Origin of the sequence: Neoalteromonas flava, assembly GCF_002807685.1 — a bacterium.
GTDB lineage: Bacteria > Pseudomonadota > Gammaproteobacteria > Enterobacterales > Alteromonadaceae > Alteromonas_E > Alteromonas_E flava.
The window spans coordinates 11,103-25,458 of record NZ_PEAX01000002.1 but is presented as its reverse complement, the minus strand read 5'-3'; the positions used below and the strand labels follow the sequence as shown (position 1 = coordinate 25,458).

17 protein-coding genes are annotated in these 14,356 nt (G+C 45.9%); 8 read left to right on the top strand and 9 right to left on the bottom strand.

Going from position 1 to position 14,356, the window contains the following annotated elements:
- Nucleotides 1-12: 12 nt before the first annotated feature.
- From CSH92_RS03980 to CSH92_RS03955, 6 genes are all read left to right on the top strand, one after another.
- Nucleotides 13-675: a riboflavin synthase gene (locus CSH92_RS03980; protein WP_100656340.1), complete on the top strand. Its 663-nt coding sequence runs from the start codon at nt 13-15 to the stop codon at nt 673-675.
- Nucleotides 676-711: 36 nt separating this feature from the next.
- Entirely contained in the window at nt 712-1,812 is a 1,101-nt protein-coding gene (ribBA, locus tag CSH92_RS03975; RefSeq protein WP_100656339.1) for a bifunctional 3,4-dihydroxy-2-butanone-4-phosphate synthase/GTP cyclohydrolase II, read from the top strand.
- Nucleotides 1,813-1,882: 70 nt separating this feature from the next.
- A complete protein-coding gene (gene ribH / locus CSH92_RS03970; RefSeq protein WP_100656338.1) occupies nt 1,883-2,365 on the top strand; it encodes a 6,7-dimethyl-8-ribityllumazine synthase in 483 nt (160 codons plus the stop codon).
- Nucleotide 2,366: 1 nt separating this feature from the next.
- Nucleotides 2,367-2,789, top strand: a complete 423-nt coding sequence (gene nusB / locus CSH92_RS03965) for a transcription antitermination factor NusB (protein WP_100656706.1) — start codon at nt 2,367-2,369, stop codon at nt 2,787-2,789.
- Between the two features lie 4 nt (nt 2,790-2,793).
- Nucleotides 2,794-3,765, top strand: coding sequence for a thiamine-phosphate kinase (thiL, locus tag CSH92_RS03960; protein ID WP_100656337.1), 972 nt, complete (start codon nt 2,794-2,796; stop codon nt 3,763-3,765).
- Nucleotides 3,755-4,240, top strand: coding sequence for a phosphatidylglycerophosphatase A family protein (locus CSH92_RS03955; protein WP_100656336.1), 486 nt, complete (start codon nt 3,755-3,757; stop codon nt 4,238-4,240). Before thiL ends, CSH92_RS03955 begins: the two co-directional genes overlap by 11 nt.
- Here the strand turns inward: CSH92_RS03955 and dxs are convergent.
- From dxs to CSH92_RS03940, 3 genes are read right to left on the bottom strand one after another with little or no spacing between them, the layout of a single operon-like run.
- Nucleotides 4,229-6,091 carry a 1-deoxy-D-xylulose-5-phosphate synthase gene (dxs, locus tag CSH92_RS03950; RefSeq protein ID WP_100656335.1) on the bottom strand — a complete coding sequence of 621 codons (1,863 nt, stop codon included), beginning with the start codon at nt 6,089-6,091 and terminating at the stop codon, nt 4,229-4,231. The genes CSH92_RS03955 and dxs overlap by 12 nt on opposite strands.
- A 4-nt stretch (nt 6,092-6,095) precedes the next feature.
- Nucleotides 6,096-6,992, bottom strand: a complete 897-nt coding sequence (locus CSH92_RS03945; protein WP_100656334.1) for a polyprenyl synthetase family protein — start codon at nt 6,990-6,992, stop codon at nt 6,096-6,098.
- Entirely contained in the window at nt 6,985-7,329 is a 345-nt protein-coding gene (locus CSH92_RS03940) for an exodeoxyribonuclease VII small subunit (RefSeq protein ID WP_338063727.1), read from the bottom strand. The genes CSH92_RS03945 and CSH92_RS03940 overlap by 8 nt, the downstream gene beginning before the upstream one ends.
- A gap of 270 nt (nt 7,330-7,599) precedes the next feature.
- Between CSH92_RS03940 and pomA the strand changes: the two genes are divergently transcribed.
- Nucleotides 7,600-8,364, top strand: coding sequence for a flagellar motor protein PomA (pomA, locus tag CSH92_RS03935; RefSeq protein WP_100656332.1), 765 nt, complete (start codon nt 7,600-7,602; stop codon nt 8,362-8,364).
- Between the two features lie 2 nt (nt 8,365-8,366).
- Nucleotides 8,367-9,317, top strand: a complete 951-nt coding sequence (locus tag CSH92_RS03930; RefSeq protein WP_100656331.1) for a flagellar motor protein MotB — start codon at nt 8,367-8,369, stop codon at nt 9,315-9,317.
- Between the two features lie 83 nt (nt 9,318-9,400).
- Here the strand turns inward: CSH92_RS03930 and CSH92_RS03925 are convergent, their stop codons facing one another.
- From CSH92_RS03925 to CSH92_RS03900, 6 genes are read right to left on the bottom strand one after another with little or no spacing between them, the layout of a single operon-like run.
- Nucleotides 9,401-9,862, bottom strand: a complete 462-nt coding sequence (locus CSH92_RS03925; RefSeq protein WP_100656330.1) for an EVE domain-containing protein — start codon at nt 9,860-9,862, stop codon at nt 9,401-9,403.
- Nucleotides 9,859-11,121: an SAM-dependent methyltransferase gene (locus tag CSH92_RS03920; RefSeq protein ID WP_100656329.1), complete on the bottom strand. Its 1,263-nt coding sequence runs from the start codon at nt 11,119-11,121 to the stop codon at nt 9,859-9,861. The genes CSH92_RS03925 and CSH92_RS03920 overlap by 4 nt, the downstream gene beginning before the upstream one ends.
- Nucleotides 11,122-11,126: 5 nt before the next feature.
- Nucleotides 11,127-11,855, bottom strand: coding sequence for a DUF1365 domain-containing protein (locus CSH92_RS03915; RefSeq protein WP_100656328.1), 729 nt, complete (start codon nt 11,853-11,855; stop codon nt 11,127-11,129).
- 10 nt (nt 11,856-11,865) lie between these two features.
- On the bottom strand, nt 11,866-13,131 hold the full coding sequence (locus CSH92_RS03910; RefSeq protein WP_100656327.1) for an NAD(P)/FAD-dependent oxidoreductase: 1,266 nt from the start codon (nt 13,129-13,131) through the stop codon (nt 11,866-11,868).
- Nucleotides 13,131-13,868 carry an SDR family NAD(P)-dependent oxidoreductase gene (locus tag CSH92_RS03905; protein ID WP_100656326.1) on the bottom strand — a complete coding sequence of 246 codons (738 nt, stop codon included), beginning with the start codon at nt 13,866-13,868 and terminating at the stop codon, nt 13,131-13,133. The genes CSH92_RS03910 and CSH92_RS03905 overlap by 1 nt, the downstream gene beginning before the upstream one ends.
- Complete coding sequence (locus CSH92_RS03900; RefSeq protein WP_240612729.1) at nt 13,865-14,311, bottom strand: nuclear transport factor 2 family protein; 447 nt, start codon at nt 14,309-14,311, stop codon at nt 13,865-13,867. Before CSH92_RS03900 ends, CSH92_RS03905 begins: the two co-directional genes overlap by 4 nt.
- Nucleotides 14,312-14,356 lie beyond the last annotated feature (45 nt).

The following is a 14,356-nucleotide window of genomic DNA, read 5'->3' as shown; positions in this document are numbered from 1 at the left end:
ACTGGAGTCGAGATGTTCACAGGAATTATAAGTGCCGTGGGTACGTTAACTGCATTGCAGCACAAAGGCGATGATATGCGGATCACGGTGAATGTTGGCAAACTCGATATGGCAGATGTGGCACTTGGTGACAGTATCGCTACTAATGGTGTGTGTTTGACCGTTGTTGATTTTGATCAACATTCTTTTAGTGCCGATGTGTCGGCAGAAACATTACGCCATACAGGCTTTGGTCAATACGCGATTGGTACTCACGTTAATTTAGAAAAAGCCCTAGCAGTGAGCGATCGGTTAGGTGGCCATATTGTGTCTGGCCATGTTGATGGCATTGGTACTGTTAGTAAAATCAATCGTCACAGCAAGTACATTGAGTTTTGGGTGACTGCGCCAACATCACTAGCAAAATATATCGCACACAAAGGTTCCATAACGGTCGATGGTATTAGCCTTACGGTTAATGAAGTGAATGGCGCTGAATTCATGTTATGGATCATTCCGCATACGTTGCAAGAAACGGTCATGGCAGACTATCAGGTCGGCTCTCAGGTAAACCTTGAAGTCGATCTCGTTGCCCGCTACTTAGAGCGTTTGCTGTTAGGCGATGATGCGGCGAAGGCGACCACGAGCAAGCTTGATATGGCCTTTTTGGCAGAACACGGATTTTTAAAACAATAACAAATACCGCTTAATCTTTACCTTACAGAGAGCACAATGGGACTCAACACACCACAAGAAATTATTGAAGATATCCGTAATGGTCGCATGGTCATTTTAATGGACGATGAAGATCGCGAAAATGAAGGTGATTTGATCATGGCCGCGCAACATGTCACCCCAGAAGCCATCAATTTTATGGTAACTCACGCGCGTGGACTGGTTTGTTTGCCCATGACCGCCGAGCGTTGTAAGCGTTTAAATTTGCCATTAATGGTCAATAACAATGGGGCCCAGTTTTCGACTAACTTTACTGTTTCCATAGAGGCTGCCGAGGGCGTAACTACCGGCATTTCAGCTGCCGACCGTGCCAAAACTATATTAGCCGCTACCGCTCCCGATGCAAAAGCGTCAGATATCGTGCAGCCAGGCCACATATTTCCATTGATTGCCAAGCAAGGTGGTGTATTAAACCGGGCTGGGCATACAGAGGCCGGTGTGGATTTGGCTCGTTTAGCTGGCTGTGAGCCAGCAGCGGTCATTGTCGAGATATTGAATGACGACGGTACCATGGCGCGACGCCCAGAGTTAGAAGAGTTTGCGCAGAAGCATGACTTAAAAATGGGTACGATTGCGGATCTTATTGAGTATCGCAATATCAACGAAACCACGATTGAGCGTGTGGCCCAGTGTCAATTGCCGACGCAATACGGTGACTTTGAGCTGTTTACCTTTCGCGATGTGATTGATAACCAGCTGCACTTCGCCCTGAAAAAAGGTGATATTGTTGCTGATAAGCCAACTTTGGTTAGGGTGCATTTACACAATACCTTTTCGGACTTATTAGGGTCAACGCGATCGCTTAACCGCTCTATGACACTGCCACAAGCAATGCAACGGATCGCCAATGACGGCGGGGTATTGGTGCTGTTGGGCAAAGAAGAGGACATCGCGCAGCAAGTGCTGCAGTTTGAGATGGAAGACCGGGGAGAAACGCCACCTGCGGCTGATTGGAAAGGCTCCTCACGGACCGTTGGAGTAGGTAGCCAGATTTTGGCCACCCTGGGGGTTAAACAGATGCGACTATTGAGTAAACCAGTTAAATACCACGCATTGTCGGGGTATGGGCTGGAAGTGGTCGAATATATACACGAATAAGTAGTTTTATTTAGCTTAGCTGGCGAAAAGCTGTGCTACAATACGCGCCGAATTTTTTAGGGGTTACGAAATGAATGTAATTGAAGGTAATGTCAGAGCAACGGGTAAGCGATTTGCAATAGTCGTTTCACGGTTTAATAGCTTCGTTGTTGAGAGCTTGTTAGAGGGCGCTCTGGACACATTGGAGCGTTTCGGTGAAGTCAATGAAGCCGATATTACGGTCGTTCGTGTCCCTGGTGCCTATGAATTACCCATTGCCGCCAAGAAGTTAGCTGCAAGCAAAAAGTTTGATGCGATTATTGCACTCGGCGCGGTTATCCGTGGCGGAACTCCGCACTTTGACTTTGTTGCAGGTGAATGTAACAAAGGTCTGGCACAAGTTTCTCTAGATTATACAATCCCGGTTTCGTTTGGTGTTATCACCACCGATAGCATCGAACAAGCCATTGAGCGTTCAGGTACTAAAGCCGGTAACAAGGGCGCCGAGGCCGCAATGGGTGCGCTGGAAATGGTTAACGTGATGGCCAATATTGAGCAGCAACTGGGTGAGTAACGTGAAAGTATCACCTCGCCATAAAGCGCGTGAACTGGCTTTACAAGGGGTCTACTCTTGGCAAATGTCAAATAACGCGGTTGAGCAAGTAGAGTTAATGTTAGCCACGAGTAACGATATGAAGCAGGTCGATATGACCCTGTTTCAGCGCTTGTTGCGTGGCTGTGCAGAGCATACTGAACAATTGGATGACCAGATCAAGCCTTATTTGGGGCGGTTACCCGAAGAACTTGACCCAATTGAGAAAGCAATCCTGCGCATTGCTACCTTTGAACTTGTGCATTGCATGGAGACGCCCTACAAAGTCATCATTAATGAGGCTATTGAGCTCGCTAAAAGTTTTGGCGCGCAAGACAGTCATAAATTTATTAATGGTGTTTTAGATAAAGCGGTAAAAACTCTACGTAAGCACGAGCGCAGTTAGTCACGTGAAAGAATTTGATTTAATTGAGCGTTTTTTCAAACGCGGTGGATACACGCGTAAAGATGTTTTGATCGGTATTGGTGACGATGCCGCCATTACGCAAGTACCTGAAAAGCAATGTTTGGCTACCACCACTGACACTTTAGTTAGTGGCGTTCACTTTCTGCCTGATGCGCCGGCGCACGCGGTTGCACACAAAGCCATGGCAGCTAATCTTAGTGATTTAGCGGCGATGGGAGCGGAACCTGCATGGGTGAGTTTGTCTTTATCTATCCCGGAAACTGAGGAAGCGTGGTTGGATTCGTTCAGCCAAGGTATCTATGAGTTGCTGGAGTATTATCATGTGCAATTGATTGGTGGTGATACTGTTTTTGGTCCGCTCTCGTTAACCATCACTGCCCAAGGCTTTGTACCCGAAGATTCGTCACTTAAACGCTCAGGCGCAAAGCCAGGAGATTGGATTTTCGTGACCGGGCACGTGGGGGATGCCGGGGCAGGGCTTGATATCCTGAAGCAAGCGCTAGCAGCATCGGGAGCCGACGCTGAATACTTAATCAAACGCCATCGCTATCCTAGTCCTCAAGTTGTTGCCGGTACGGCTCTGCGCCGTTGCGCGAGCGCTTGTATTGATATTAGTGATGGGTTGTTGGCCGATTTATCGCATATCTTAAAAGCCTCTAAGTGTGGCGCATTGGTGCACGTTGATCGTTTACCTCTATCTACTCAATTGTGCAATGTTGCCAACCCTGAGCAAGCCATCCAATATGGATTGACCGCTGGAGATGATTATGAATTGCTTTACACGATTGGCGAAGAATATAAGAGCAAAGTAGAAACGGCATTAACCACTTTTGGCATAAAGACCACCTGTATTGGTCAGGTGACCGGTCAAGTGGATAAGGTAGAGTTGCGCCAGAACGATAAGCCATTTAACTTTACTGGTCGTAAAGGTTTCGAACATTTTAATGGAAGCTGAAATTCGCGCTAAAGTGTCATTGCGTAACCCTGTGCATTTTCTCGCCTTGGGGTTTGGTAGCGGCTTAATTCCTTTCATGCCCGGCACCATGGGCTCTTTAGCGGCTTTACCTTTGCTTGGATTACTCGCTTTGGTGGGTATGGAGTGGACACTCATTTGTGCTGTACTTGCAAGCATCAGTGGTATTTGGCTCTGCGGCAAGACAGCTCAGGACATGGGTATGCACGATCATGGTTCTATCGTGTGGGATGAAGTCGCAGGCATGTTGGTAGCGTTTTTATTTATTCCGATTACACCGCTTACACTCATCGCTGGATTCGTGCTGTTCCGGATTTTTGATATTCTTAAACCATGGCCGATTAATTTCTTGGATAAACATCTGCACGGTGGCCTTGGTATTATGTTGGATGACATTGTGGCAGGCCTAATGACTTGTGCCTGCCTTCATTGGTTGGTCTTGCCGTTACTGTTTTAATGCCGCAATTTGCGTCAAAATTCCTTGCGTATCCATACCCAGTTCAGCGTACATTTCCTGCTGAGTACCTTGTAATATAAATTGATCAGGTAATCCTACTTTACGCAGCTTTACGGCGAGCCCTTCTGCATGCAGGAACTCTCCAACCGCGCTACCCGCACCGCCCATAATGGCACCATCTTCGACGGTTACAATCGCATCATGTTGCTCAGCAATGCGTTTAATCATTGCAGTGTCTAGTGGTTTAACAAAGCGCATATCGACTAAGCTTGCATTAGCTTCTTCGGCGGCTTCTTCGGCATAATTGATTAAGGTACCGAAGTTTAATATTGCGACAGATTTGCCCTCACGTAATAAGCGCGCTTTGCCCAGTGGAATTTCTGTCATTTCAACACTGATATTTGCGCCGGTGCCTGTACCGCGAGGATAACGAACGGCTGCCGGTACCTGAGCCTTGTGGCCGGTGTATAGCATTTGGCGACACTCATTTTCATCACTGGGTGTCATGATCACCATATTCGGTATACAACGTAAAAAACTAATATCAAAAGCACCTTGGTGCGTCGGTCCGTCAGCGCCCACGATCCCAGCCCGGTCAATTGCAAAAAGTATCGGCAAGTTTTGAATGGCAACGTCGTGGATCAATTGATCATACGCACGTTGTAAAAACGTTGAATAAATCGCGACAACGGCATTCAATCCCTCGCGGGCCATCCCTGCTGCAAAGGTGACGGCATGCTGTTCCGCGATGGCAACATCGAAATACTGCTGCGGGTATTCTTGCGAAAAGCGCACCATGCCTGAACCCTCACGCATTGCTGGAGTGACGGCAACTAAGCTCTGATCCTGGGCAGCCATATCACACAGCCAATCGCCAAATACTTTTGAATATGTTGGGCCGCTAGGTTTACTTACGGGTAATGCGTTATCTGCTGGGTTAAACTTCGGTACTGCGTGGTATTTGATGGGATCTTTTTCAGCAACATCGTAGCCCTTACCCTTGCGAGTTACCACATGCAAAATTTGCGGCCCTTTGATTTTGCGCATGTTACGCAAGGTATCAACCATACCGTTAACGTCGTGACCGTCGATAGGGCCGATATATTTAAAACCTAGCTCTTCGAATATGGTGCCGGGGACAACCATTCCTTTGATATGCTCTTCGGCGCGACTAGCAAATTCCTTTATGGGCGGAACATTACTTAATAATTTTTTACCACCATCCCGAATACTATTAAATAAATTGCCTGTTAACAGGCGTGCAAGATGGCTATTTAGTGCACCGACGTTCTCAGAAATGGACATCTCGTTGTCGTTTAAAACCACAACCAAGTCTTTATCGATATCACCACCATGATTGAGTGCTTCAAAGGCCATGCCCGCAGTCATTGCTCCATCACCGATAACAGCAACAATTTTTCTATCTCGCTGCTCTTTTTCTGCGGCGATGGCCATCCCAAGCGCAGCACTTATCGACGTTGACGAATGACCAACGGCAAAGGTATCGAATTCACTTTCTGGTGGCCAAGGAAAGGGGTGCAGGCCACCTTTTTGTCTGATTGTGCGCATCCGTTCACGTCGGCCGGTTAGAATTTTGTGGGGGTAGGCTTGATGACCCACATCCCAAATCAGACGGTCAAAGGGCGTATTGTAGACATAATGAAGCGCAACTGTTAGTTCAACCGTGCCCAATCCAGAAGCAAAGTGACCACTGCTTTGACTTACGCAGGCTAATAAGTATTGACGCAGTTCGTCGGCTAAGGCCTTTAATTTGTCTTGCGGCAATTTGCGCAGGGCGGCAGGGTCGTTGGCCATAGCCAGCGTTGGATACTGATTGATATCTAATGTCATGCGATTAATGGGTTCTACTAAGCATTAAGTCGGCAAATTGCCGCAATAGCTGGGTATTGTAAGGCAAAGTGTCCAAGGCTTGAAGCGCTAGTGTGTGATATTCCTGTAGTTGTGCCTTAGACTCGGTTAGGCCAAGTAATGCTGGGAATGTAGACTTGTTTGCTCGCTCGTCTGATCCTGCGGGTTTGCCTAATGTTTCGCTACTTGCAGTGACATCCAAAATATCGTCTTGAATTTGAAACGCCAGCCCTATAGCTTCAGCATAAGCGGCAAACGCCTGCTGTTCACTCTCTGCTAAGTGCTCATCCAATAGCGTAGCGGTAATGGCACAGGCTTTAAGTAAAGCCCCCGTTTTTAGTTGATGGAGTTTAATCAAGTAATCCGTAGATACGCGCGTGTTGGTTGCAGCCAAATCCATGGCTTGCCCACCGCACATACCTTGATAGCCTGACGCTTGACTCAAACATCTTATGATGGCGAGTCGTTGAGTATCCGTTAGCTGACCTGTCGCAGGCCCGGAAAGTATTTCAAAGGCTAAAGTTTGCAATGCGTCACCGGTTAAAATAGCGGTCGCTTCATCAAATTTGATATGGCAGGTGGGTTGCCCGCGGCGCAAATCGTCATCATCCATTGCCGGTAAATCGTCATGTACCAATGAGTAAGCGTGAATGCACTCAATGGCTGCTGACACGGCGATAGCGCAATTTTTAGGAGCATTGATGCAGTCCGCTACAATGTTATGTAACACTGGGCGCATCCGCTTACCACCGACGAGTAGTGCATACTGCATTGCCGATTTCAGCTGCGGCGCGTGAGCCGCAAGCTGGTCGATTTGTTGAGTTAAGAAATGGTCAACATCACGCCTGACAGCATGATGGAAATCAGAAAGTGAGCTATTCATCGCTGCTGTTAAGGTCACCGAGTTCTTGCTGGCCGTTTTGGTTCATCAGGACCTGAACTTTTTGTTCCGCCGCTTCAAGTGTGGCTTGCCCTTGTTTGGTAAGTTGCACACCGCGTTCAAATTTTTCCAGAGCGGCTTGCAAGGGCAGATCACCTTGTTCCATGTCTTTAACAATTTGCTCTAGTTCCGCAATGGTCTTTTCAAAGTTGCTCAAACTATCTTCCACACGTGTCCAAAAATATTCGCGAACCTTACCGAACGAGGGATAGCGGGTCAATGTTTTTAGCCCGATAAACGCGGTTACCATCAGCCTTCTTGTGCTTGTTTTCAACGACAAAAAATTTAATCCGGGCAAGGTTAACCAACGGGTTGAGTTAGCTAGACAGAAGTTTAGATTTTGCCTGTCGAATAGCATCAACATCACCTCGCAATAACAATAAAACTCTTACCGTCTGGCTCTGCTATATTGTATAAAAGAGGTGTGTATGCCAGCGCTAGTGAATAAAACCACGGATAGCAGTATAACTGGAGTATAGAAATTATTTTGCTGGTCGATACAATGGCTAGCATAGAATCTAATATCAGTGTTGCAACATAGGAGTCGCAAGTGGATTTAGCAACCGTCATAGGCATTATTGGCGCGATAGGTTTCGTTGTTATGGCGATGGTGCTGGGCGGCGATATGGGCATGTTTATTAATGTCCCTTCCATACTTATTGTATTCGGCGGCACTATTTTTGTTGTGCTCTCACAGTTTACCTTAGGCCAGTTTTTTGGTGCAGGTAAAATCGCCGGTAAAGCCTTTATGTTCAAGATTGAAGCTCCTGAAGATCTTATTCAAAAGATTGTTGAAATGGCTGACGCCGCACGTAAAGGCGGTTTTTTAGCGCTGGAGGAAGCTGAGATAGAAAATAGCTTTATGCAGAAAGGCGTTGATATGCTGGTAGATGGCCACGACATTGATGTGGTGCGCGAGACGCTAGCTAAAGATATCCGAATGACCACTCAGCGCCATGAATTTGGTGCAGGGATCTTCAAAGGTATGGGGGATGTAGCGCCTGCCATGGGAATGATCGGTACGTTGATCGGATTGGTTGCAATGTTAAGTAACATGGATGATCCAAAAGCGATCGGCCCTGCTATGGCGGTAGCTTTGTTAACGACTTTGTATGGAGCCTTTTTTGCCAACGTCATTTGTTTACCCATTGCGATAAAACTCGGCAATCGAGCAGAAGAAGAAAAGCTTAATCAATCCCTAGTGCTCGATGGGATAGTGGGTATAGCCGACGGCCAAAATCCCCGAGTGATTGAAGGAATATTGAAAAACTATCTCGCAGCAAGCAAGCGCTCTGAGCCTAGTGACGAAGATTAATCATGGCTAGCCAAGAAGAAGAATGTCCAAAATGTCCCCCCGAGGGACTCCCCCCTTGGATGGGAACTTTCGCAGACTTGATGTCGCTGCTGATGTGTTTCTTTGTACTTTTGTTGGCCTTTTCCGAAATGGACGTGCTTAAGTTCAAGCAGATTGCAGGCTCAATGAAGTTTGCCTTTGGCGTGCAAAATAAGATTGAAGTGAAGGATATTCCCAAGGGGACCAGTGTGATTGCCATGGAGTTTAGACCCGGACGTCCAGACCCTACGCCGATTGAGAATATTCAACAACAAACCATTGAAATGACTCAACAGATGTTGGAGTTTCAAGCGGGCGATGAAGATTCTGCCGGTGGCCGTCAAAAACAACGCGGCACGCAGCGCGGTGGGCAGGCTCAACAAACCGCGACCGATCAATCGGCAGCTCAACAAGTTCAACAAGCGAGCCAAGAGCAAGTCAACGAAATGCTCAAGAAAGTGGCGCAACAGTTAGAAAAGCAAATTGTCGATGGCTCAATTGAGATGGAATCCCTTGGCCAGCAAATTACGATTAGAATACGTGAGAACGGCTCTTTTTCGGCTGGCTCGGCTTTCTTGCAGCCACAGTTTATTCCGATTATTCGCAGCATTGGTGAACTCTTGGCTGATATGCCAGGGGAAATTGAGGTTTCAGGCCACAGCGATAGTCAGCAAATATCCAATGAGTTGTATCGTTCCAATTGGGATTTATCGGCTCAGCGCGCGGTTGCTGTAGCGGAAGAGTTGCGCCGTGCAACTGGATTTGATGAATCACGCATGTCGGTGGTCGGCAAAGCTGATACTGCACCATTACTAGACGGTGATGAAGCTGATGCACGGTCGCGTAATCGACGGGTGGAAATCGTAATTAATCAAGGCAAACCTATCATGTCAAAGCCGATATCGGTGTTAGAAGGCGGAAACGAGAACGGGTAAGTAACACAGAATACCAACTGCGTTTATAACCGTCACAACTGTCGGTGGGCTGTTTACCAGAGGGGATCTATTAACCCTAATTCCTAGCTAATAGCAGTCATTAGCACCTTTGCTTCTGACTGATTCACCGGCATAACAGACAATCTGTGTCCTGCCTTTACCAGAGGGAGTTCGATGATTTCTGGCATTGCTTTAATGGTGCGTAACGGTAAAACATGTTCAAGGGTTTTAAGATGCTCCACTTCAACCATGTACCAGCGTGGTTTTTCTACAGTGGCTTTCGGGTCATAATATTTAGACTCGGGATCAAATTGCGATTCATCCACAAGCCCCACGCGAGTAACGGTAGCCAATCCCGCAATACCCACATCTTTACAACTAGAATGGTAAATAAATACAGTGTCGCCAACTTTGACGTTATCACGTAAAAAATTACGTGCTTGGTAGTTGCGGACTCCATCCCAAGTCGCTTTACATTCGGGCTGTGCAGCTAAATCGTTGATCCCGAATGCGTCAGGCTCGGTTTTAAATAACCAGTAACTCATTCGGCTTGACGAACAATTGCGGGTTGAAATCCTGGTTTAGACAACACTAATTGTACAGTGCTAATCGTTCGTTCTAAAAAGCCGCCTTCACAATAGTTCATATAATATTGCCAGAGGCGCATAAACCGATCGTCATAGCCATCATGCAAAAGCGCTTCACGGTTGCGTTGAAAAGCTTGATACCAATCCTTTAAAGTGCGGGCATAATCTAACCCGATGTCGTGCAAGTCACGGATCATCAGATCAGTATGTTCTTTCAAAGCCTTATTCATAATGAACTGTGAGGGCAAAAAACCACCAGGGAATATGTGCTTCTGAATAAAGTCAACGCCCTGAGCGTATTGGTCGTAGCGTCTATCGTCTATTGTGATGGCTTGCAGCACCATTAAACCATCGCGCTTAAGCAGTGAAGCGCATTTGGCAAAAAAGTTATTGAGATACTCCTTGCCAACAGCTTCGATCATTTCAATAGAAACTAACTTATCGAACTGGCCTTCCAGCAATCGATAGTCTTTCTTTAACAGCGTAACCTGGCTTTGCAAATTTTCCTTTTCAACCCACGCGTGAGCATAAGCGAATTGTTCTTCAGAAATGGTCGTTGTAGTGACTTTACAGCCGTAGTGTTTTGCTGCAAAGACGGCCAAACCACCCCAACCGGTACCTATTTCTAATAAGTGGTCGGAAGCAGATAATTGCAGTTTGTCGCAGATGGTTTTTAGTTTGTGTTGTTGAGCGACGGCTAAGGAGGATGACTGCTCTGGATAAATGGCCGCTGAGTACATCATGCTTTCATCCAGAAAACGCGTGTATAATTTATTACCTAAATCGTAATGGGCAGCGATGTTTTTCTTGGCTTGAGTTTGCGAGTTCTTGCGCATCATGTGTTTAACTTTAAGCATCGGCAAGCTCAACCACCTAAATTTTGCTTCCCACTGATCGAGGGTATCGAGATTGCGCGCAAAAATCCTGATAACATCGGTCAAGTTAGGAGTTTCCCACATACCTTCGGTAAAGGTTTCGCCTGACGCTACACTGCCGCCAACCAGCAAATGACGGTAGGCTTTGGGATCAACAATATTGACTTCAGCGTGCAACGAACTTGTCGTATTCCCGCACGTAACTACAACACTGCCTCGTTCTTTAATCGTAATTTGACCGTACGGAAGAGATTTCAATACATTTAGAAAGAGACTTTTTGCAACGCGGTCGACCCAACTCATTTGTTCTTCGAAAACCAACGTTTGTTCGCCATGAGTCATGCTTATTATTCCTTCGTACTATTAGGGTAGGGATAAAACGGAACCCGTTTGACAAACAGTTTCATAGCTTGCCAGTAAATGCCAACTACCGTTTTAAGCGCCATAATTGGTATAGATATTAGTACGCGCATTAAACTGTTTGAGTTCAATGACAATTTTGTCATGTTTAGTGCTGCAGTGAAGTGTCGCTGTTCTTTGTAGCAAGATAAGCTTAGTTTTAATTCGTTATCTGGCTGGCGCACCGACCAATGATAAACCATATCCATTGGGTTGAACGGTGAAACATGAAAGGCTTTTTCCGTTGGCTCCTGAACAGCTAAGTCCACCAAATAATGGTGCCGCTTGTTCCATGGAGTATTGCTAACTTCAGCCAACATATGCGTGAATTGACCTTGCGCGCCTCGGATAAAGTAAAAATTGACCGGACTAAAATAGAAGCCGAACGTGCGCACTTGGCCAAGCATAAAAACATCACCCAAGATGGGTTTGCCATTTAGCTCGCTACATTGCTGCAAAACCGCATTCTGCAACGGTAAGGATGGATTACCTAAGTAATCGCTACGGTTAAATTGTGCAGGTGCGAACCGTTTGGTTGAGAACCCTTTAACCGCGCTAGCAACCGTTTCAATTTCATCCAACTTCAGCCAAAACAAATAAATTCGGTAACTAAACGCATGATGTTTTGGAACCACGCGTTGGTGCATGACGTCGCCCAAATAGAGTGCGCTTTCCATTAACCCAATCTCACAACGTCAACCCAAAGCGAGCACAGATATCTAGTGCACTGCGTACACCATCTTCATGAAAACCGTTATACCAATAGGCACCACAGAAATGCATACCGTTGACGCCACAGATTTTATCGCGCTGTTGTTGCGCGCTAACCATTGCCGTACCAAATTGTGGATGCGCGTAGTGGTAAGTACCAAGGATCTTAGCTGGGTCAATCTCTGCTGTATTATTGAGCGTCACGCAAAAGGTTTCCGGTGCATCATGAAGACGTTGCAGAATGTTCATATTATAGGTCACCGATGCCGGTTTATCGTTTTCGCCCTTATCTCCTTTGATTAAATAGTTCCAACTGGCCCACGCCAAATGTCGTTTGGGCAGCAAAGTGGTGTCTGTGTGCAATACCACTTCATTCATCGCATAAGGGATCGCACCAAGGATGTTCGCTTGTTCAGGCGCTGGATTGGATAGCATTTGCAGTGCTTGGTCACTATGGCAGGCAAATATAACATCATCGTAAACCTGCTTATTTCCATTGGCTGTCACAACTTCAATTCCCTGTGCGCCATGCTTAACTTCCGCCACTGGAGTATTGAGAAGAATACGCTCTTGAAAGCCTCTTATCAGTGGTTCGATGTAACAGTTTGAACCGCCAATAATGGTGTACCACTGCGGTCGGTCGGTGATATTTAATAGCCCGTGGTTGTTGAAAAACTGCAAAAAGAAACGCAGCGGGAACCGTTTGGTTTGTTCTATCGATGCCGACCATATAGCCGCACACATCGGCAATATATAATTGTCGGTAAATGCTTTACCAAGGCCTAACTGAGCGATGAAATCAAATAATGTTGTTGTATCGCTGACAGTATTCACATCAAGTGTTTTACACGCCTTATTGAACGTTAAGATATCGCGCACCATGCCTATAAACTTGGGACGTAGAAGATTACGTCGTTGAGCAAACAAACTATTCAATGTGTTGCCATTATATTCCAGGTTTTCGGCAACGTTCTTGACACTGAAACTCATTTCCGTAGGTTGCATGTCTACTTTTAACTGAGCCATCAACTTATTAAAATTAGGGTAAGTCCAGTCATTAAAAACAATAAACCCCGTATCGATAGCATAGGTCTTGCCATCGACATCAACTTTTTTAGTTGCAGTGTGACCACCGATATAGTCATTAGCTTCGTACACCGTGATGGTGTGTTTTTGAGAGAGCAGATAGGCGCAGGTTAACCCTGAAATACCACTTCCAATAATAGCGATGTTTTTTGTCATTATTTTGATCCGCGACGCATTTTCTTTTTCATACTGACGCAAAGGTTATGTTGAATAAATGCAGGCATTAGATTGAGTATCCGCAATATCAGGCTAAATCGAGTCGGGAAATAAATAGCGCCTTTGCGTTTTTCAATTCCCTCCAACAAGTCTTCAACGGCCTCTTCGACGCTGATTTTCATCGGCATCTCAAAGTCGTTTTTATCCGTCAACGGTGTCTCGACAAAGCCTGGAGATACGGATTGCACTAACACTCCCGCAGGTGTTAAATCGACGGCAAGGCTTTTGGTGAAATAATATAAAGCAGCTTTACTGGCACCATATGCTTGGCTTCGGGTAAAGGGCAACAAGCGAGCCAGCGAGTCCACGATCACTAATTGGTCATCGCGCATCAGGTTTGGACGCAATGCAGCAACGCAATTCACCACGCCAAAAAAGTTAGGCGCAAAAACACGATGAAACATATCAGGCTCAATCTCATCCACGTCGACGTATTCGCAGGTACCTGCATTCAACACTGCAATATCACAGTCAATTGTATGTAACTTTTCTTGCGTTTGCTTCGCATCGGTAACGTCAAACTGTAGAGTTGTTATATTTTCAATTGCTTCTAAATCAGCAAGCTTATTTTGGTTTCTGCCGCACGCAATCACCGCGTATCCTCTGCGAGCTGCCAGTTTAGCGAGAGCTTCACCGATCCCCGAGGTGGCACCGGTTATTAATATAGTTTTGGTCATTTGAGTTGCCTTTTAATCTTCTTGATCCAGTAACCAATAATTGGGATGTGTTCATAAACGAGCTCGCCCATGTCATAGTAGTCGCGATGATATATCACGTGGGTTTCGTCTGTTTTTAGTTGGCTTAGTCCTTCAACTCGTATCACTTTGCCACTCAGTTTGATTGATTCGAACTGCATGACCCAAGTGACGAAATAGTGGTTTTGATCCACTCTGTCGACAGACAGAATTGAGAAATCGCATGAGCGAGTACCACTAAGTAGTTTGGCGAAGTAGTTTTGTACAGCACTAATGCCATTATGTGTCGCTATTGGGTCGATAAATTCGATGTTATCTGCGTAAACATCAGCCAACCCAGAGATGTCTCTGCTATTAAGTTGTTGATAAAAGTTACAAAACTTATCTATCGCTTCCACGAAAAAATTCTCAGATGGGTTTTCCACTCTTTTTACCAGCGAACGTGCTAGTAAGATCAAGCGATTAATTAA